This is a genomic window from Dolichospermum heterosporum TAC447 (assembly GCF_024584745.1).
GTDB lineage: Bacteria > Cyanobacteriota > Cyanobacteriia > Cyanobacteriales > Nostocaceae > Dolichospermum > Dolichospermum heterosporum.
On record NZ_CP099464.1, the window covers coordinates 1,967,803 to 1,989,974 of the forward strand.

9 protein-coding genes and 1 pseudogene are annotated in these 22,172 nt (G+C 37.4%); 1 reads left to right on the forward strand and 9 read right to left on the reverse strand.

Annotated features, from left to right (window positions below):
* Nucleotides 1-3 precede the first annotated feature (3 nt).
* The 8 genes and pseudogenes from NG743_RS08910 to NG743_RS08945 all read right to left on the reverse strand — a co-directional run bounded on the left by NG743_RS08910 (nucleotide 4) and on the right by NG743_RS08945 (nucleotide 17,647).
* Nucleotides 4-3,252, reverse strand: a complete 3,249-nt coding sequence (locus NG743_RS08910) for a non-ribosomal peptide synthetase (protein WP_193963050.1) — start codon at nucleotides 3,250-3,252, stop codon at nucleotides 4-6.
* A 97-nt stretch (nucleotides 3,253-3,349) separates the two neighbouring features.
* On the reverse strand, nucleotides 3,350-10,078 hold the full coding sequence (locus NG743_RS08915; RefSeq protein WP_257121864.1) for a non-ribosomal peptide synthetase: 6,729 nt from the start codon (nucleotides 10,076-10,078) through the stop codon (nucleotides 3,350-3,352).
* Between the two features lie 718 nt (nucleotides 10,079-10,796).
* Nucleotides 10,797-11,222, reverse strand: coding sequence for a hypothetical protein (locus NG743_RS08920; protein ID WP_027403944.1), 426 nt, complete (start codon nucleotides 11,220-11,222; stop codon nucleotides 10,797-10,799).
* A gap of 352 nt (nucleotides 11,223-11,574) precedes the next feature.
* Nucleotides 11,575-11,985 carry a hypothetical protein gene (locus tag NG743_RS08925; RefSeq protein WP_027403943.1) on the reverse strand — a complete coding sequence of 137 codons (411 nt, stop codon included), beginning with the start codon at nucleotides 11,983-11,985 and terminating at the stop codon, nucleotides 11,575-11,577.
* 42 nt (nucleotides 11,986-12,027) lie between these two features.
* Entirely contained in the window at nucleotides 12,028-13,359 is a 1,332-nt protein-coding gene (locus NG743_RS08930) for a 3-isopropylmalate dehydratase large subunit (protein ID WP_370566923.1), read from the reverse strand.
* A 78-nt stretch (nucleotides 13,360-13,437) separates the two neighbouring features.
* Nucleotides 13,438-13,587 (reverse strand): annotated as a pseudogene (locus NG743_RS26860) (3-isopropylmalate dehydratase); the annotation flags it as partial.
* A 145-nt stretch (nucleotides 13,588-13,732) separates the two neighbouring features.
* Nucleotides 13,733-14,815, reverse strand: a complete 1,083-nt coding sequence (locus NG743_RS08940; protein WP_193964343.1) for an isocitrate/isopropylmalate dehydrogenase family protein — start codon at nucleotides 14,813-14,815, stop codon at nucleotides 13,733-13,735.
* 384 nt (nucleotides 14,816-15,199) lie between these two features.
* Nucleotides 15,200-17,647 (reverse strand): hypothetical protein, encoded by a 2,448-nt coding sequence (locus NG743_RS08945; RefSeq protein ID WP_051424409.1) that lies wholly within the window; start codon nucleotides 17,645-17,647, stop codon nucleotides 15,200-15,202.
* Between the two features lie 492 nt (nucleotides 17,648-18,139).
* Between NG743_RS08945 and NG743_RS08950 the strand changes: the two genes are divergently transcribed.
* Complete coding sequence (locus tag NG743_RS08950) at nucleotides 18,140-19,552, forward strand: AAA-like domain-containing protein (RefSeq protein WP_193964204.1); 1,413 nt, start codon at nucleotides 18,140-18,142, stop codon at nucleotides 19,550-19,552.
* 645 nt (nucleotides 19,553-20,197) lie between these two features.
* On the opposite strand, the gene NG743_RS08955 is transcribed toward NG743_RS08950, so the two are convergent.
* On the reverse strand, nucleotides 20,198-22,108 hold the full coding sequence (locus tag NG743_RS08955; protein WP_027403940.1) for a patatin-like phospholipase family protein: 1,911 nt from the start codon (nucleotides 22,106-22,108) through the stop codon (nucleotides 20,198-20,200).
* Nucleotides 22,109-22,172: the final 64 nt, after the last annotated feature.

Genomic DNA, 22,172 nt, shown 5'->3' on the forward strand with positions numbered 1-22,172 from the left:
CTATTAATTCATAAATAATTGTTGTGTTACCTCCTCTTCTGATAGTTGATCTACTTCTGCTAAAATCCTGGCTAGTTCATCATTTTCAGCTTGCTCAATTTGTTGTTCAATAACTTTCTGGGCAAGTTCGGCAATGGTGGGATTTTCAAATAAGTAACGCAGAGGGAAATCTAGAGAAAAGACTTCTCTTAAACGAGAAATTGCTTGGGTAGCTAGTAAGGAATGTCCTCCTAATTCAAAAAAGTTATCGTTAATTCCTACTTGTTTTAATTTCAGAACTTCCGTCCAAATTGTGGCTAGTTCTTTTTCTGTATCGGTGCTAGGTGGAACAAAATCAACTTCTAAATTTCTTTGGGAAGTATCAGGAATAGGCAAAGCTCGACGGTTGATTTTCCCATTTGGAGTTAGGGGTAAACTCTCTAGACATACGAAAGCGGTAGGAATCATGTAATCTGGTAGCTTTTCTTTGATAAAGTTGCGTAAGCTGCTAGGGTTGGGAGCATGATCTTTTGCTACCAAATACGCTACTAATAATTTCTGACCTGGTTCATCTCCCCATGCAATTACTACCACATCTTTTATATCAGGATGTTGAATTAAAACAATTTCAATTTCTGCTAATTCAATCCGAAAACCGCGAATTTTTACTTGTGTATCAATTCGACCAATAAATTCCAGATTGCCATCAGGCAACCGACGGACTAAATCTCCGGTTTTATAAAGTTTTCCCCCTGCTGCTGCCTCAAAAGGATTAAGAATAAATTTTTCTAGCGTAAGTTTTGGTTGGTTTAAGTAGCCTCTAGCAACACTTGCACCACCTACATAAAGTTCCCCAGGAACACCCACTGGTACTCTATGTAGATTCTCATCTAGTATGTAAACTGTTCTATCACCGATAGGTTTACCAATAGGAATGGAATTGACATTTTCGCCAAGTTGTTGAGGAATTGGATAACAACAGGTAAATACTGTGCATTCTGAAGGACCATAACCATTGATGATTTTGGTTTCTGGTAATAGTTCTAAAGCACGACGTACATGATTTATAGACAAAGATTCTCCACCAATAAGCAGTTTTTTAATGCCTAATAAACCTTGTGGCATTGTATTAATCATCATATTGAATAAAGCAGAAGTTAACCAAAGAGTATTAACTTTTTGTTCTTGAATAATTTGGGTTAATTTTTCTGTTGTAGGAATTTTTTCTGGATACAGTACACAACGTCCACCATAAAGCAAGGGTGTCCACATTTCTAGGGTGAGTCCATCCCAAGAAATTGATGAATGTTGTAGCCAAATTAGGTTTTCGTCAAGTTGAATATAATCAACCCCAAACATAAAACCTATAAAGCTACGATGGGGAACTTCTGTTCCTTTTGGTGTTCCTGTTGAACCGGATGTATAAATGATATAAGCTAAATTTTCTGGAGTAACTTCACTGGGGAAATTATCTGCTGAATATTGGGCGATAATTTCCCCATCTGTGTCAAGATTCACCACTGTTTGCTGATTGAGTGGGAGTCTATTTTGTAAATGAGTTTGTGTTAGCAAGATGGGTGTTTGTACATCTTCCAGCATTAAAGCTAGTCTTTCTGTAGGATAAGCTGGATCTAAAGGTACATAAGCACCTCCAGCTTTGAGAATAGCGAGTATTCCGATTACCATTCCTAAGGAACGCTCAACACAAATTCCTATCTTGGTTTCTGGTTTAACTCCTAATGATTTTAAATAATTTGCTAATTGATTAGCACGGTTATTTAATTGCCGATAAGTTAAATGTTCTTGTTTATAAACAACTGCAATCTTATCAGGTGTTCTCTGTACTTGTTCTTCAAATAAAACATGAACACATTGATAATTAATATTTTCCTGATTTTGATGATTCTCTAGATGATTTTCTAAAATTATTAATTCTTGTTCTTCTGCTGCACTGAGTAAAGATATTTGTGAAATATTCTGTTGTAAGTTTTCAGAGAATCTTGTGAGCAATGTTTGGAAATGTCCAATCATGCGGACTAATGTTGTTTCATCAAAGGATCTAGTATCATAAACAAATCTACCTCCTAACTGTGAACCAGGGTTAATGACTATTGTTAATGGGTAGTTTGTTCTTTCAAAACAACTCAGATGACTAATATCTAAGGTTTTTTCCTTGTCTTGTTTACTGGAATCTACGGGATAATTTTCAAAGACTAACAGACTTTCAAATAATGGCATCCCTGGGAGAATATTACTTACTTGTTGAATTTCTGCCAGGGGAAAATAACTATATTGTTCTTGTTCTATTGCTTGAGTTTGTAATTCTTGCAGCCAAGATAATATTTGTTTTTGATTATCAATTTTTACACGGGTGGGAATGGTGTTAATTAATAATCCCACCATTGATTCTATGTTGTCTATTACAGGTTGACGACCGGATACAGTTGCTCCAAAAACTACATCTTTTTCGCCACTATAACGGGAAATTAATAAACTCCATGCTCCCTGTACTAAATTATTTAATGTTAAATGATGCTGTCGTGCCGCAGCTTGCAACTTTTCAGTTACCGTTTGAGATAATTGAAAACGTTTTTCTTGATATATTCCCTTACTTCTGTTCCCAGTTAAGAGTTCCCTGTTCCCTATTAAGGTAGATGTTTCAAAACCTTTAAGTGTTTGTTGCCAAAATTGTTTAGCTTTGTCAATATCCTGTTGTTGTAACCATTCAATATATTCTTTATAAGGTCGAATTGGTGACAATCTTAAATATTCACCCCGTTGATTTGCTTCATATAAAGCGAAAACTTCTTTAAGGATAATCTGCATTGACCAACCATCAAATAATATATGGTGATGACTCCAAATAAATTGGTAGGTGTTCTCAGTTAATTGAATGATGGTAAAACGCATTAAAGGAGCTTGATTTAAATCAAATCCTTTATGGCGATCGCTCACCAAAAAATCCTCTAAATTCTTTTGTTGTTCATCACTTGTTAAATGTCGCCAATCCAATTTTTCCCAGGGAAGATCCATTTGCTTACTGACCATTTGCAAGGGTTTTTCTATTTCTTCCCAATAAAAAGAACTGCGTAATATTGAATGTCTGGCGACAACTTGTTCCCAAGCTTTTTGAAATACTGAAAAATTCAATTCCCCAGAAAGTATACAAAGTAACTGCTCAAAATAAACTTCTGATTCTGGTGCATAAAGGGTATGAAACAACATCCCTTGTTGCATGGGTGAAAGTTCATAAAGGTCTTCGATACTTTGCATACATTTCCTCTGAGTTGGTGATTGGGGACTGGGGACTGGGGACTGGGGACTTGGAAAGAATTAACCAATTACCCATTACCCATTACCCATTACCTATTTATTTCTTCTTGTTGAGTTTGGCTAGGAATTTATCTAGCTGTTGTTGATTGAGTTTAGCAGCAGAGAAATCAGATGGTGTATAGCTTTGATCGTCTTTTGATTGACAGTGATCTATGAGGTTTGTTAATGCTTCCATAAATCCTGAAGCTAACTTTTCTATGGTGTCCCGCTTGTGAATTTTATCACTATATGCCCAAGTCATTTCTAATTTCCCAGACCGAATAAAACCGCTAATTCCTAATAGGTGACTACGACGATTTAATCCACTTTGTTCTGATTTAAACTCTTTAGCTTCACCTAAAACTGATGATGCTTTCAGAACTTGATCAAATTGTCCAAGGTAGTTAAAACTAACTTGCGCTGAGGGGAAGGAAGCTAATTTTTCGCGGATGCTGGTGTCTGTGTTTAAATATCGCAATACACCATAACCTATCCCCCGGTTGGGAATGCTTCGCATTTGTTCTTTGACTGATTTTAATGCTTCCCCTGGTTGATTTTCTGTGATTTCTAAACCCACAGGGAATAATGTTGTAAACCAACCTACAGTTCGTGACAGGTCTACATCTTCAAATAAGTCTTCTCGTCCATGTCCTTCTAAATCAATTAGTAAATAATTTTCTCCTGTCCATTGGGTAAAACTCTGTATTAAAGCTGTCAATAAAACATCATTAATTTGGGTATTGTAAGCAGCAGGAACATCTTGTAATAGGGCGCGGGTTTGTTCTTTATTGAAGGCCAGTGATACAGATGCAGTTGAGGCTAGGGTATTATTTTCCTCAGATGCAGGATAGTCTACTGGTAAAGGTTTGGTGGAAATATTAGATTGATTTACCCAGTAATCTAACTCTTTCACAGCTTCGGTTTGAGCATATTCTGTTAAGCGATCGCTCCAATATTTCCAAGATGTTGTTTTCTCTGGTAATTTTATCGCCTGTCCTCGGCTCATTTGTTGGTAAGCTGTGACTAAATCTTCCAATAAAATCCGCCAAGAAATCCCATCAACTGCTAAGTGATGAATCACCAAAAGTAAACAACTGGGTTTATTACTTCCTAATTGGAATAATCCAACTTTGGTAATTTCTCCTGTTGCTAAATCCAAACTAGCTTGTAATTCTGTATCTTTAGTTCTTATCGCTGTTTCCTGTTCTGCTGCTGACAGGTGCGATAAATCAAAGATGCTTAATGGTACAGTTTTTTGTACATCGGTGTGGATTTGTTGCCAGTTTTCCCCTTCCTGTACAAATTGCGATAGCGTACCCCTGCGGGGAAGCAAGCTACGCGGAGCGTCCTGGAGGAAACTAGTGCTGCTGTAAGCAGTTCGCAAAGCATCATGATGTACCAAAAGCTTTTGTACCACTTCCTGCAATAACTCAGGTTGCAAATCAGCAGGAACTTCTAACAATGCTGATTGGTTAAAGTAATTGATTTCTGGTAATTTCTGTGCAAAAAACCATTTTTGAATCGGTGTTAAACCAACTTTACCAGTTACTAAACCTTGTTCGGCGTTGATTTGGCGAGTCATACCCGCTACAGTCGCTAACTCCGCAATGGTTTGATACCTAAATAACTGTTTAGCGGCAATTTGAATACCCGCCTGATTCGCTTTAGAAACTAGCTGAATACTGAGAATTGAATCTCCACCCAATTCAAAATAATTATCGTGAATGCCAACGTTTTCTATTCTCAGCACTTCTGACCAAATCGCCACTAATTTCTCTTCTATTAATGTGCGTGGTGCTGCAAATTTATCTTCATCACTGCGAGAAAAATCAGGTGCTGGTAAAGCCCGATAATCTACCTTTTGGTTAGAGGTCATGGGTATGCTATCTAACACCATGAACGCCGCAGGAATCATGTAAGTAGGTAATTTCTGTTTAAGAAACTGGCGCAGTTCGTCAATTGTTGGCTGTAGTGCTTGGGGTACAACATAAGCTACAAGTCGCTTTTGTCCAGTAGTTTCTTGATGGGCAATAACAACAGCTTGGGATACTTGCGGATGTTGTCTTAATACTGTCTCAATTTCTCCCAACTCGATGCGAAAACCGCGAATTTTCACCTGATTGTCAACTCGTCCCAGGTATTCTAAATTGCCATCTCTTCTAAATCTGACTAAATCCCCAGTTTTATAAAGCTTTGGGCGTTGTATATTTAGTGGATGATTTTGTTGGTTTTGTGGGATGGGCATCTTGCCCGTCCCTTGTATTTCTGAGGCAGCCAAGATGCCTACCCCACAAGAATTGTCTGCAATGGGGTTCTCAATAAATTTCTCGGCTGTGAGTTCTGGACGTTGCCAATATCCTCTTGCTAGTCCTGCTCCCCCAATGTGTAATTCTCCAGGAACTCCTATAGGTACAGGTTGCTGATATTGATCTAAAATGTAAACCTGAGCATTACTAATGGGTTTACCGATGCTCACAGAAGTATTTGTCGGGGTGAGGCGTTCTAAAGTAGTAACTACTGTGGCTTCTGTCGGTCCGTAACTGTTAAATAATTGGGGCACTGGGGAAAGATGCGCTGTGCAATGATGCCAATGTTGCACTTTTTCTAGCTGTACTTCTTCCCCACCAATAATTACAGTTCTCAAACTTCCAGGAATGGGGGAGTTTTGGGGTTGCAGTTCTGTTACTAACTGATGCCAATATGCTGTGGGTAAGTCCAAAACTGTTAACTGCCATTTTTGACAACACCGCCAAAAATCATCGCTGGAGTTGAGCATTTCTTCAGTGCGTAACACTAAGGTTGCACCAACAGCAAGACAGGGGAAGATTTCTTCTATGGATGTATCGAAGCAAACAGAGGCAAATTGTAGAACCTGATCTTGAGCATTTATACCATACTCATCAATGGCAGTGGTGACAAAGTTCAACATGGAACGATGTTCAATCATTACACCCTTTGGTTTACCTGTAGAACCGGAGGTATAAATAATGTAGGCTAGGTTATTGAGTTGAACGTCACTCACTGGGTTGGCTGTACTTTGGGTAGCAATTTTTGCCCAATCTGTATCTAAACAAATGGTTTGTCCGGTATAACCTGTTAGTTTCTCTTGGAATCTATTTTGTGTAAGTAAAATACCGAGTTGGGTATCTGCGATCATCTCAGATATGCGTTCTTGGGGATAAGCAGGATCAATGGGAACGTAAGCACCACCAGCTTTGAGAATTCCCAGTAACCCAGCAATCATTTCTAGGGAACGGTCAACACAAATACCTACCAAGGTTTCGGGTTTAACTCCTAAACTTTGCAAATAGTGGGCAATTTTGTTAGCGCGATCGCTCAATTCTCGGTAAGTTAATTTTTTACCATCCTGTTCTACAGCGATCGCATCTGGTGTTAATTCTACTTGCAGTTCAAATAACTTCTGGATACACTGAGTCTGTGTATTTTCCCTAGCTGTTTGATTCCATTCCCCTAGTAATTTTTGTTGAGATGCTGTCACCAGAGGTATTTGACAAATTTTTTGTTCTGGGTTAGCAAGCATCTCAATTAACACCTGTTCATACTGCTCTAGCATCGCTTCCATGCTTTCAGCATCAAACAAGTCGCTGTTATATTCCAAATCCAGAGTAATTCCTCTTGCTCCTGTTTTTGCACCGGACTGTACACTTTGTTCAAACCTAGGGATAACTAAGAAGTCAAGATCAAACTTGGCAGATTTGTTATTAGCTGGTTCATGCAAGGTGAAGTCAAAGCCAGGGAATTTTAAATAGGGTTTGGCGGAGTTATGGAAACTAAACATCACCTGAAATAGCGGATTATGACTGAGGTTGCGAATCGGTTTCACTGCTTCTACCACTTTATCAAAAGGTACGTCTTCGTTAGCGTAAGCTTCCATTGTCATTTGGCGCACCCGATCAAGTAATTCCCGCACTGTGGGATTTCCTGAAACGTCAGTGCGTAAAACTAAGTTGTTAACAACCATACCCATGATCTTCTCGATTTGGTGCATCCGACGATTGGCAACCGCAGAACCGATAAAAATATCATCTTGGCTAATGTAACGATGCAACAGGATGATAAAACCTTCCAGCATCGTCATAAATAAGGTTGCACCTTGCTGATGACTGAAATCTCTCAGGGATTCGCACAAATCAACAGGCAATTCCATCCTGGCGTGTTCGCCATTATAGGTTTGCTCTTTGGGACGTGGGCGATTGTATGGTAATTCCAACAACGGGGGAATCCCGGCTAACTTTTGTTGCCAATACACCAACTGCGCTTGAGCTTCTTGTGTTTTTGCCCATTCACGCTGCCAAGTAGCAAAGTCAGCAAACTGGTAACTTAATTCCGGTAATGGGGAAAGTTTACCCGCCCACAAAGCTTCATACAGTTCTACCAACTCACTTAAAAAGACGTTAAATGACCAGCCATCATGCGCCATGTGATGTTCCACATGGGTCAATATATAATCCTGGTCGCTCAACTGAAATACCGCCCATTGCACTATGGGTAGTTGGGTTAGGTCTAGGTGTGTGAGAAGTTCTGCCTCTACTAACTTTTGTGCCTCTATTTGTCGCTCCGGTTCAGGAATGTCCCGCAGATCAACGACTCTCAAAGCGGCTCCTGGATGTGGGTGAATTACTTGATAGAGTCTACCATTCACCTCTTGATAAGTTGTCCTGAAGATTTCATGCCGCCTGACAATCTCATCTAGAGAACGTTGTAGAGCTTCAAAATCCAGTTTGCCTCTAATGTCCATTGTGGACTGGAATTGGTAGGCGCTGTTTTCTGGTGCTAATTTATAGACAAAGTAAATGCGCTCTTGGGAAAAGGAAACTGGTACAAGTCCTTCATGGGAAATATGTTGAATGGTAGGGCGTTCCCATTGGGTTTGTTCACCACCTTGGGCAATGATTTCAGCTACAGCAGCTATGGTGGGGTTAGCAAATACTTGAGCAAAAGATATATTGACTGAGAAAATTTCCCGCGCCCGATAAATCATTTGCGTCACAATCAGGGAGTGACCACCCAAACAGAAAAAGTTATCATTGACTCCCACTACATCTAGTCCTAATAACTCAGTCCAGAGAGTCGCTAACTGTTCTTCAATAGAGTTACGGGGTGCAACAAAAGCTGCTGCTAAATCGGGGCGTGTACGAGCAGGGGCTGGCAGACTACGACGATCAACTTTACCATTCGGGGTCAGAGGTAAGGAGTCCAGCACCATCCAAGCCGCCGGAATCATATAAGCGGGTAGCTTGTCTTCGAGGAAGCTTTTTAAGGTTGTGGCGGTGACTGGGGATTTTTGATTGGATACAACATAAGCAACTAGCCGTTTATCACCAGGAACATCTTCCCGAACAGTTACTACTGCTTGTTGTATATCTGGGTGTTGACTTAAAGCCGTCTCAACTTCTCCTAGTTCAATCCGAAAACCGCGAATTTTGACTTGGTTATCAACTCGCCCCACAAATTCAATATTACCGTCTGGTAAATAACGGGCTAAATCTCCCGTTTTATACAATTTTGGATTTTGGATTTTAGATTTTAGATTATGAAACGGATGAGAAATAAATCTTTCCTCAGTTAACTCTGGACGGTTCAAGTAGCCTCGTGCTAAACCATCACCACCAATATATATTTCCCCTGGAGTACCCACGGGAACAGGTTGTAGTTGTTCGTTAAGTATATATATTTGTGTATTGGATATGGGGCGGCCAATGGGTAATGTTGTGCTACCTTCTGGTACATCTTCTACTGGATAAAAACAGGAGTATGTTGTACTTTCAGTTGGTCCATAAACGTGCAGTAAATTCTGGGGTGCGCCATTTGTCAGCACTGCTCTGACTGTTTTCGGATCTACAGCTTCACCACCAAATAATAAGTATCGCAGGTCTTTAAATGCCTGGGGAACAATGTTAGCTAATTGATTAAATAAGGCGGTGGTTAAAAATAAGATGTTAATTTTTTGTTCACTGATGTAGTCAGCAAAATCTAGAGGTGAAAGCAGAACGTTTTGCGGAACACCGACTAAGGTAGCGCCATGTAATAGCGAACCCCAAATTTCAAAGGTGGCTGCATCAAATGAAGTATTGGAAGCTTGGGCAGTACGGTCAGTGGTTGTAACCTGTACATAATTGGTATTACATACTAGCCGATTCACCGCCTGATGGGGTACAGGGACTCCTTTGGGTGTGCCTGTAGAACCAGATGTATAAATCACATAGGCTAGATTTTCTGCTGTGACATCGCTGGTAGGATTTTCTTGATTTTGGTGATCGATTAATTCCCAATCTTGATCTAAACAAACTGTTTTTACTCCACTTTCCGCAAAGCTTTCCACAAATTTTTGCTGTGTTAACAGCACTTGCACTTGGGAATCTGCCAGCATGAAGGATATCCATTCTTTGGGATAGGTGGGATCTAGTGGTAGATATGCTGCACCTGCTTTGAGAATACCCAATAAACCAACGATCATTTCTAGGGAACGTTCCACAGAAATCCCTACTAAAACTTCTGTTCCTACACCTAAAGATTGTAAATAATGAGCTACTTTATTGGCTTGGTGATTCAACTGTTGATAAGTAAGTTTTTGCCCATCAAAAACAACAGCAATATTATCTGGAGTTTTTTCTACTTGTGCTACAAATAATTCATGGATGCACAAATGTTGAGGATAATCTACTGTGGTATTATTCCATTCCACCAATATTTGATGTTTTTCCTGTTCGGTTAAAACGGGCAAATTCTCCAGAGAATTATTTGATTTAATCACCATTTCTTCCATGATTTTGGTATGTAAATTGATAATTTTACTAAGGTGGTAAAAAATAATTAATACTTACTTGGTTTTTAATTTAAGCTTAATAAGCTTGATTTTTGTATTTCAGATTGTATTCCAGGAAAATTTATCTATTTTAGGGCTTACGCATTGATAAAGTTTTCTAAATATGTAATGTGTATTTTATCTCTTGTAGGGTGCGTCAGACCCAATAATTTGGTAAAAAACAGATTTCTTCTATCTGACGCACCCTACTCAATAAGTTATTCCCAAAGCCGAAAACGACGCAATTTCGTTCATTTATATGATGGTAAGTTAGAGGTTGTTTGAAAACTTTTTCGTGTGGGATCTGACACCCGCAGATCCCCCTTGAAAAGGCCCTTGAAAAGGGGGATTTTGAGGAATTTAGCCCCCTTTGTAAGGGGGGTTGGGGGGATCTCGATTAATTCTGATACTTTTCAAACATCCTCTTAGTGAGCGTGCGTAAGTCCTATATTTTTAGGTAAAGTATTCTAGAATTATGACCAAGTTTTATGGTGTTATAAAAATGGCCTATGAGAGATTCATCTATTGTAATCGGACTCAGAGGCCATTTTTTATTTCATCCTGATTTATTTGATTTTGGTGAAATTGTCTGTACCTGGACGTTGTAAAACTAGAAGTTTCAAAAACCCTTTAATTTAATGGCATTTGTTTGAGAATGTCATCAAATTTAAGCATAAAATTATGCTTCTACTGCTACTACTTCCTCATTTTCATCAACAATTTCTACTGTTCTTGGTGCTTCACTCACTTCTGATTCTGTCGCTGTATGGGTTCCTGATTCTAGGTGAGTGGTTAATTGTGTTTTTAGCACGTCGGAAATGGGTAAATCATTGATTTCTTTGACGAGCGCCCTTATAGATTCGTTTTTAGTCCGTTCTGAATAAACTGCTTTGAGAATAGCTTCAATTCCATAGGCGCCTACTGTATCTCCTACAACTCCTACTAGACCCAGTAAACCTATACCTCCAAGGATACCAAATGGTCCTCCTGCTGCTGTTAGGGCTGCAACAATAGCGGCATTACTACCTGCTGATGCAACTGCTAAGACTACAAGAATTATGCCAGGAAGACCTAGCCCAGCTAGTTTTTTTGCGATTTCGTCCATGTTCATGATCTAAGATCCTTAAATATTGTTAGTGGAAACTGTTTTAATTGGCTTAATTGGCATGAGATTTATATCTCTATAGTTCAAGAAACTATTGCAGTATCTAGACTAAGGAAGATAAATGTCTCTTTATCTCAAATCAAGGTGATTTTTTAACATTTTCTCTTTTATTTAACCTCAATATCTAACAATAGTCAATGCAATAATCAACAAACATAGGACTCCTATTTGATTTTTGAAAAAACTCCGTACACTCAAATCATCTAAAAACCTATTCCCTGCCTCCACGAAAAATTTATAAATCAAACAGGATAGCTGTATGATTTTGATATTTACTGTTTAACTCATTCATTTAATCAGGAATATGGCTGTTTTCTATTTTCACAAAGGATATATTCACGGTTCTTAGAGATGGTAAATAGTTCTTACTTTCTAATTTTAGATGATTTTGCAATTTTGTTTTTAACTCCTGGCAAATTGGTAAATCTTGAATTTCGTAAAGTAGCGATCGCAAAGTTTCGGTTTTGCTACGTTCTGAATAAACTGCTTTGAAAATAGCCTCAATTCCATAATCAGCCATGAGATCACTTAGCACCTTTGCCAGACCAAGTAAACCTATACCTCCAAGGATACCAAATGGTCCTCCTGCTGCTGTCAGCACGGCAACGATAGCAGCATTACTACCTGCTGATGCGAATGCTAAAATCAAGAGAATGATCCCCGGAAAACCTAAACCGGCAAGTTTTTTCACAATTTCATCCACTGCAATCTCCTAACATTTTGATATTATCTTTTCAATTAATAATTAATCAAGATTATGGCTGATTTTGCCTTTTACGGCGGAAATGGCTACCGTTCTAGGAGAGGCTAAATAATTTTTCCCTGTAGGATCGCCACTGCGTCCTTTAAAATTGCGATTGGTTGCATAAACTCCTGTTTCTTCTTTGTTTAAAACTCCAATTCCCGAATTGATACAAGCACCACAACCTGATTTAAGAATCTTTGCACCTGCTTGGGCAAAAATGTCCATGTATCCCAATGCTTCTGCTTTTTCCCGAATTTCTACGGAAGCAGGAACAATAAATAAGTTTACATCATCTGCCACTCGGCGACCCTGTAAAACTTCGGCAGCCTGAGCTAAATCGTATAGTTTACCTCCTGTACAAGAACCAATAAAGGCTTTGGTAATCGGGGTTTCTTCTAATTGGCTAATAGGTACTACCTGATCTGGTTTGGGAGGACGGGCAATTTGCGGTTCTAGATTACTGAGTTCCCATTTATATATTCTCTCATACTCAGCATCAGGGTCGCCTATAAGTTCCTCAAATTCTTGATCAGAACGACTTGTGACATAATTGCGGGTTGTTTCATCAGGAACAATTAAGCCACAGATTGCACCACACTCAATGGCCATATTAGCAAGAGTCAAGCGTTCATCGAAGGGCATTTGTTCGAGTATTGACCCTCTAAATTCCATGACTTTACTGGTAGCACCAGCACAACCAATTTGTCCCAGGATAAACAAAATAATATCCTTAGCGCTGATGTGGGCGGGTAGAGTTCCAGATAACTCGAATACCAGTGTTGAGGGAACACGAATCCACATATCCCCCATAGCATAGATATTGGCCATGTCTGTAGTTCCCACACCGGCGGAAAAAGCTCCTAATGCGCCGTAGGTACAGGTATGGGAATCTGTACCAGCAATAATCATTCCTGGGCGGACAAATCCTTTTTCTGGTAGTAAAACGTGACAAATACCAGCAGCTTCACCGGGAGAAACTACATCAAATAAATGACATCCTTGCTCTTTGGCAAAGTCAATCATTTCTTGGTACATGACATTGGCTTTTTGATCATTGCGAATGTCATTAACTTGGATAAAGTGATCTGCTACTAAAACTACCCGTTGAGCATCCCACAGTTTTGCTTCTTGTCCGTAGTGTTTATAAAATGTTGTGGCTACTGGTCCTGCTACCGCATCATGGGATAAAGCTAAGTCAACTTGGGCAAAAACCACTTCTCCAGGACGGACATAATTATTACCAGAAGCTTTAGCAAGCAGTTTTTCTACTAAGGTCATGGGTCTTTGGGGAGTTACACTTTTAGGAGTGGCAATTTTTCCCTGACGACGCATTTGATTAAAAGGTATTAACCCACCTGCTTGGGCGATCGCCTCAACTATAGGATTCTCTTGTTTTTCCTCTAAAATTTCTAGATTTAATCCAATATTGATACTATTGCGATAAAAAATTTCTGCAAATGATCGCGCCTGAATCTTTTCAATTCCCGCAGCTTTCAAGGCTACAGGCGCAATTTCTCGACTAGAACCACAGCCAAAATTTTCACCAGCGACAATTACATTGTATTTTAATAACTCTCCTACTCCTATCAAATGTTCTAAAGCATATTGTTTTAAAATATCAGGATCATAAGTTGTAGCCCGATTAGCAGGAATAATATCATCAGTATTAATATCATCTCCTAAATTTAAAACTTGTTTATTTATATTATTCATGCAGCACCCCCATTCCTGTATTTTGTAAATTATAAATCTCTGTTAGTAAACGCTGTATTAATTGTTCAGTATTAACTAATATTTCTGAACTTTGAGGAGATAAATCCGCTGTCCGATATCCTTGAGCTAAAACTCGATCTTGTGCTGTCATAATCCTTTGTGCAGCTCTCTTTTCCCCCCACTGCTCCAGCATTAAAACACAAGCACCAATAGTTCCCAAAGGATTAGCAATTCCTTTACCAGCTATATCTGGTGCAGTACCGTGAATTGCTTCGTATAGTCCAAATCCATCGGCATTAAGACTAGCTGATCCTAATAAACCTAAAGAACCAACTAAAGCTCCGCCAATATCGCTAAGAATATCTCCAAATAAATTACTGGCTAAAATTACATCAAATCTTTGGGGATTCATCACCATTTGCATGGCTAAATTATCCACTAACATTGGTTCGACTACAACATCAGGAAACTGGGTAGCTTCTTCTTGTACTAAACGAGTCCAAGGCAAATTAGGTAAAGCATTTTCTTTATGAGCTACTGTTAGTTTTCCTCGGCGTTGTTGGGCTTTTTGCAAGGCTTGGCGAGCAATGCGGCGTATCTCATGATCATAATAGAGCATGGTGTGGTAGCCATAATCTCCTTGTTCATCTGAAGCACGTCCAGTAGATCCAAAATAAATCCCACTCACTAATTCTCGAATGACGAGTATATCCAATCCTTTAATTTTTTCTGGTCGTAAGCTAGATTTATGAACTAGACTATCAACAATCCGAATTGGACGCAGATTACAAAAAAAGTCGTAATGTTTTCGCAGTTCTAGCAGTCCACCTTGGGTAACTGCACCAAAGACAATTCCATCAGATCCATTACATATATCTATAGTCGCTTGGGGAAAGTAACTACCAAATTTTTCTAAGGCGGTTTTACCCAGCCAACCATAATCTACCTGCAAGGTAAATCCTTCTAGTTTTGCTACTTGTTGCAAAAGTTGTAGCGACGCTTCCACAACTTCTGGTCCAATTCCTTCACCGGGAATAGCAACAATGCGATAAGACTGATTGCTTAATGACCTCATTTTTCCTGATGTTTTAGTGGATGAGGATTTATTACTGCTGAAATTGTCAAAGCTGAACTCCCCCTTGGCAATATCATGTTTAAGAAATTTAAGAAGATATGTGTCTGTGAAAATATGTGTGTAATGGTTTGCACTACTTCACCCCTATTTTTTACCAGACTTTTCATTAGTATACAAGGACAGTTAGGACAGTTAAGATTATTTTTAATCAATTAAAAAAATTAATGTTATTTAAATAAATTAATTAATTTTATATATGACTCCTATTTGATTATTGATAGCGTAGCTTGGTGTAAGCCATACAAAACTCCGTACATCCAAATGATCTAAAACCCTATTCCCTGCTTCCACGGAAAATTTATAAATCAAATCGGAACACTATAATTAATTTTTGATATTAACAGAGATGCCACCAATCTTGAGAGTGCCGTTATTATTACTGATTTTCACAGATGTCAGTTCTTGGTTTAATAAATAAAATCTGCCCATGATACTAACTGAATTATAACGACCAGTTTTAGATTTTTTAAGTGTTAAGGTGGCATTTTTTTGTTTATTCATTCCTTTAAGAATGAGAATATCACCAAAATTGAAGCTACCCGATGCAGTTAATTTATCACTATGTATTTTGGCGTTAATATTAGCAATGCTATAACCTAAAAACTTGAGATTTCCTACAATATTAGCTGAATTATTGATATTTCCATCATTGTCTTTACCCAGAGTGACTGTAGCACCGTTGAAGGCTAAAATGCCAAAATCGAAATCATTTTTCGCCTTCAATCCTCTTTCGTTAAGGATAATACCTAATGCCATGAATTTTTTACCTAATATAGTTATATTCCCGAAACCTGAAACTTTTTTATTTGTTAAATCAACTTTCAATTTAGGAATATTCAATTTCAGAATATTTACTAAATTTAAAAATACATCTTTGATGAAAACACCTTGAACGTTAAATAATAATTTGCCTTTACCTAAAGCTTGATCAAATGCGGTAATATCTGCTTCACCTGTTGCAATTTGTTGATTTAAATTAACTATTAACATGGGAATATTGAGAGTTAAGAAACCAACTAAATTGATTTCAAGATTGTTTATGTTAATACTATTTTGATCAATATCAAATGTAATACCTGCTAGAGTATTACCTAAAATAGAAATCTTCCCAAAACCACTACCGCAGCCAGTTTTTATATCTATAATTAAGTCATCAACATCAAGACTTATCAGATTAGCTAAATTTAAATCAAAGTTTTTAAAGATCGCATTCGTAGCAGTAATTTTAAATTCTACATTGGCAATTTCGTTACCAAGTAACTCTACATAGCCATCTCCCTGAAGATACTGCTCGGTAGGTGTGACTTTTAATGCTAAATCTAAACTGTTATCATCTGATCCCTTGATTTTGGCAAATCCTAAATCTATTTCAAAAACTTTTAATAAACCACTAATATTATTTAAATTTGTGTTACCTTGCAGGAGTAAAATCGCTTCATGCCCCCAAGCGTTGATTTTACCATTAATTTCTAATCCTTCTGATATGGGTTGGCCTGCAATTATCGTAGGAAAGGGAACATATTTAATCAATGGGTTGCATTTTCCGTCTGCATCTGCATCAACTGATTCAATCTGCAAATTATCCAAGGTTTCTAATAGGGATAATGCTTTGTTAACTAAATATGTGGAAAAACCTGCTTGTTTTTCAATAAAAGAGGTAACTGGACCTTGCCACAAATCTATTAAACTAACTGGTTGATTGACAGTTAAAACTAATGCTAATCTTTGAGGATCATTAGTATCTATCAGAAATGCTACTTCTATGTCTATTTCTTCCCATCTCAAATCACCAATGAAACCAAAGTTATCAAAGTAAGGTGGTAAATATGTTCCCCCTCCTTGGAATCTGAGATTACGTAATTCTGTTCCATTCAATCCATAGGGATTATGCCAGGTTTTTTCAGATTGTTGACAAAAATATGCTGTTAAAGATTCAGGTTCGAGGGAGAGATTACCAGCAAGAAATAGTTTAGGTTCATATTCTTGACTGGGATCATAACCTTGAAGAGTTAAATTTCCCGTTAATCCAAATCTTGGTTGTAAATCAGGATCAATATTTAATTCGAGCAGTAAGTTATTAAAATCAACTTGCAATGGTGGTTGAGAAAATAAGTTTCTTTGTCCTGCAATATGACTTATTAAACATATTTTTCCTGTGGGATTAAGGGTAATTAATCCTGCTAAATCACTAATTTCTAAATATTCGTATATAAATTTACTCAGATTTTGAGAAATGGTTTGTAAATCAATATTTCCAATAAAATTCAATCCTTTGCTTAAGTTAATATTACCTAATTCTTTATGAAGGTAATTACAATTATTGTTAGATATAATTAACTCTGCTTTGTCTAAATTTAAATTACTGATGATCGGAACTGAATTTGTCAGCTTACTAAAACTAAATCCATGATTTAATTGATATTTTAAAATAGGATTTTTACTAAAAACTAATTCTATATTTTGATTATTTAGTAATCCCTGTAAGTAAATTTCTATGTTTTGAGCATTTTTACATATTTTACATTTTGGGTTAATTATAATAATTTCATGTCCACCAAATACTTCAGTAATAATTTTATCGAACATCACGTTTATGTATTCGACTGGACTATGAATGTCAAAAATTTTTTCTAAATCTAGCTGCACATCATCATCAAAATCTATGTAGGCTTCTGAATTTAATGTAAATAAGTTTACATCATTTAATGCGGCAAGTTTTAGTTTGATAGCTTCAGGTAAGGTAACGGTTGCTACATCAAGACTATAAGACATAAGTAAATTAAACGGAGGTTAGAGATACTGAATATACGATTCGTACATTTTACCATAAATCAGTTAGGATTCATGTTGAATTTACTTATATCAAATTTCCCATGTTTCAGAATTTTCCCGCTTTTCAGAATCAAACGGAAATCTTAGCATTTAATTTAGATTTAATTTTTACAGGCTAAATATGATAATTTAATACCAGAAATGTAACTTGAGTAATTTTTTACTATACTTAGGGCTTACTGAGTAAAAATATAACCGCCTCTCAGTAAGCGTTTCACGGATTTTGAGAACAAAAAAGTGCAAGGCTATGGCATTTAGATCCTCAAAATCCTTGCATTTCCATGAAAAATCAGGGGGTGAGTTTGGAAACCAATCTCCCAAACCACCATTTTTTACGCTATGTGGCATCTAGGTTTGCTTTGGGTACTTATTCAACAAACCCTACACAGCTAATTTTATACTAGTTAACAAAATTAGTCAACTTCTTGGATTATGGCTGTAAAACAAAATAAAACAAAAAGAAGACGAGGTGTCCTTTTATCTCCTCAAGGACTACAACGTCTACAAGAAGCTATATCCTCTTGGGAGGTTATAGAAAACGAAGGCCAACGCCTCTCCTTAGAGGATTTAGCTGACCAAACAAAACTTTCTGCTAAAACTCTTAGCCGCTTATGGTCAGCTAATAAAGGTGTAGACCAAAAAACTTTAAAATTATGTTTCAATACGTTTAATCTAGAACTTTATCAAGAGGATTACATCTTCCTTAAGGAAGATAATGAAACGAAAATATTAGATTGCTTATCAAATAGTATATGTCTACAAACAGAAAGTCCGTTTTTATGGTCCTATCCTGATGGACCAGTACCGTTAGATTCTCCCCTATATATTGAACGTCAACCGATAGAAGAATTAATGTACCGAGAGGTGACTCAAGCAGGTTGTGTAATTAGAGTTTTCGCCCCTGCACAGATGGGTAAAACTTCTTTGATACTACGTCTTTTGTCATTTGCAGATGCACAAGGATATAACACTGTAAATTTAAGTTTTTCCCAGATAGATGCTTATTGCTTAACTGACTTAAATAAGTTTTTGCGTTCTTTTTGTAGCCAAATTGCCATAAAACTAGGTATGGCTCCCAATATTAATGATCATTGGGATGAAGATGTGGGTTATAAGTTAACCTGTAGCCTTTACTTCCAGCATTATATTCTCAAGGAGAGTAATAACCCTCTGGTTTTGGTGTTGAGTGAAGTTGAACGATTTTTTGAATATCCTCAAGTTGCTCAGGAATTTTTTGCTTTGTTGCGTTGTTGGTACGAAGAATCACGACAAAATAATTTATGGAAAAATTTGAGGTTAGTAGTTGCTTATTCAACAGAACAGCATTTTTGTTTAGATATTAATCACTCTCCGTTTAATATTGGACTACCTGTCCGTTTACATGAATTTACTCAGCAACAGGTAGAAGAATTAGCTAGGCGATATGGACTAAGGTGGACTGCTGGTAACGAGTCGGCACAATTGATATCTCTTATTGGTGGTCATCCAGCACTGACGCAACTTACTTTGTATTATCTTAGCACTGGGGCTATTACTTTATCGGACTTGGTCAAAGAGGCGATCGCCAATGGTGGAATTTATCGCTATCACTTGCAGAAACATTGGGTAAAACTTTTAGCTAATCCTGATTTAATTAGGACATATACTGAAGTTGTTACCACTAAGGAAAGTCTGGTTATTGATCCTATCCATGCTTATCAACTGGAAAGTTTAGGATTAATTACCTTTGATGGCGATCGCATATTACCCCGTTGCCAACTCTACCGGACTTATTTTGCCAAGCAATTAAGTAGTAAGACAGAGTTAATTACACAATGTCATTGCGTTAGCGTTGCGTGGCGTTAGCACTATGGAACGAAGTGAAATGAACTGCCCCATCTTACTTCGTCGAAGATGGGGTTTCTACATCCCCTTAAAAAGTATTAGATGAAACCAGAAATTTCCAAAAACCTAACCCCCCAGCCCCCCTTCCCTACCCTATCGTGTACACACAAGTTAAATTACCCCCCTTATAAAGGCTACGGTGTACACACAAGTGGTATCTGCAAAGGTTTCAGGCGTTATAGACCCCTGAAATTGCAATACTGTTCGGTTAACGAAAATTTCCACGTAAACAACCTATTGTATAAAACCAACAAATTATTGAAAATGTTGGGTTTCGTTCCTCAACCCAACCTACGTATTTTTGTTTTTTAGTCTTAACCGAACAGTATTGCCTGAAATTGTCATTACGAGCGCGAGTAATTACATAATCCCGTGGTTTTTGCGATTCCTAGGTCGCGCTTCGCGATCGCTTCGTTATTCCTCCTCTGTGGGAGACGCTATGGGAAATTATAGGGATTAAAAGATTGGGCGGATTAGGTTGTTTGCTATGATAAAAGTTACTAAAATCCGTGAAATCAGCGCAATCCGTCTAATCCTTGATTCAGACCTTTTTCCCCGCGTCGGGGAGAGGTTTGGAGAGGGGTTTATTTATACATTAAAAACTTTTCAAACACCCTCTAACAAAAGACTACACAATTCATCTATTTTTTTACTATTTTGAGCAATCATCTGTTGGGCTGCTGCTTGTAGCTGGCGAGTATTTCGTAAAGTTGTTTTATCTATTTCTTCTAGTTCTGCATCTAAAAATGTTTGCAACCGATAATAAGAACTTTTATTTTTTTGATTACTAGATGCAAACAACCGTTCTAATTCTCCAGCCACAACTTCACTACTACCATCAAACATAATATTTAAAAGTGGTCTTCCCCATTGCAAAAGTCCCCAATTTTTGACTTCATTGTAAGGATAAACACTTGTTAGCGAACCTGTACCTAGAGAAACCACTAAAATATTTTCTGTATTCAGAACCCTGTTTGCTTCTTGTTTACTACTAATTTTTGCTTCAGAAATAGCTAACTGGGATGGATTATTAGCAAAAACTCCTCCATCTACTAAAGTATAAAAACCATTAGTATTATGAGCAGTGGCAATGCGATGGGGAGGAAAATAAGTGGGAGTAGCACTGGTGGCTAATGCTGCATCTAAAAGCGAAAATCCTGCACATAAATTGCGAAATCTTTTAGATTCTATTTGTTGTTTTTCCCGTTTATTGGTAAATAATATTGGGATGCGTTGCTCGATATCATAACTGGTGACAAAAACTTCTTTCAGATTATTTTCTATCAGACTATCACCAAAATACTGTTTGAGAATTTCTACTCTGCTGGTAGAAGCATATTTTGGCTGAAGAAATATATCTTCTAAAGGTCCAAGTAACTTTTCAAATAATGGCTCATAAAATATTTCCACTCCATACTCAATAAATAGTTGTGAGAGATCCGCAGCCGTGTATTCCGCCTCGGTTAATTTATCAGATGTTTCTGTATTTAATCTGGGTTTAGTTAATCCCAGTGCTAAAATTCCACCAGTAGAAGTTCCAGTAATTAAATCAAACAAACTAAATATAGGTTTTTGTGTTCGCTTTTCAATTTCTGCTAGAACAAGTGCAGGGATAATACCGCGAATACCACCTCCATCAATGGCAAGTATTTTATATTTTGGTTGGGCTGTTTTATTGATATTTTCTTGTGATTCCTGTGTAGATAATGGGAGTAGAATTTGGATATTAATAGGTGATTCTACTTGGTTTATTGTGGTTTCTTGCTGTTGTGAACTAATAGAATTCTCAGTGGGAATTTCTGCTTGATCAGATGATTCTCCTAGAAAGGGAATTTGTGCTAAATTCCAACTAGGATCACCATAAAAATTTCCCTGATAAGATTCTCCAATTTGGTTTTTGACTATTCTTCCTGCTCCTTCATCTAATTTCCAATAGGCAACTAATCCTTCTTCATCCCCAACTATTAGCCCAGAACGATGGGCTTGAATTTGTTCCTGATTACATGGATAATTCCAGACACTAATATGAGCTAATTGTCCTGAAAAATATATATTATTGTGTAAAGTTCCCCCCAGAGTGATCGGACTTGTGGCTTTATTTAACGCAGAACCTGTAAAATATTCTATATATTGATTATGATCAAGATATACGGTAAGATCACCTTGATTAAAAACAATAGCAAAAAAGTGCCATTCTCCAATGGTTAATTCTCTATTACCCAGGGTTTTGATAAATTTGCTCAATTGTTCATCAATGTAAATATCTAAATTTCCTGTAGGACTAACACCAACTTCAAAATTATCACTGTATCGGTCTGAAGAACGGGCAAAAAAGACATTGCGTGTTCCATAAGTAGTAGCTTGTTTAGTGAGATGATGGGGATTAACCCATCCTGAAACTGTAAAACCTGAAGTACCCTGGGATAAAACCAGATCAGGATCATTTTTGACAAAATCTATGTAATCATGTTGACCATCAAAGGTCAAAACTAATTGTTCAATTACTTTTTTTACCACGGAATTTTTATCTCCAATTATTCAGTTTACAAACGGGAAAGAGTGAATAAGTAATTGGACAAAA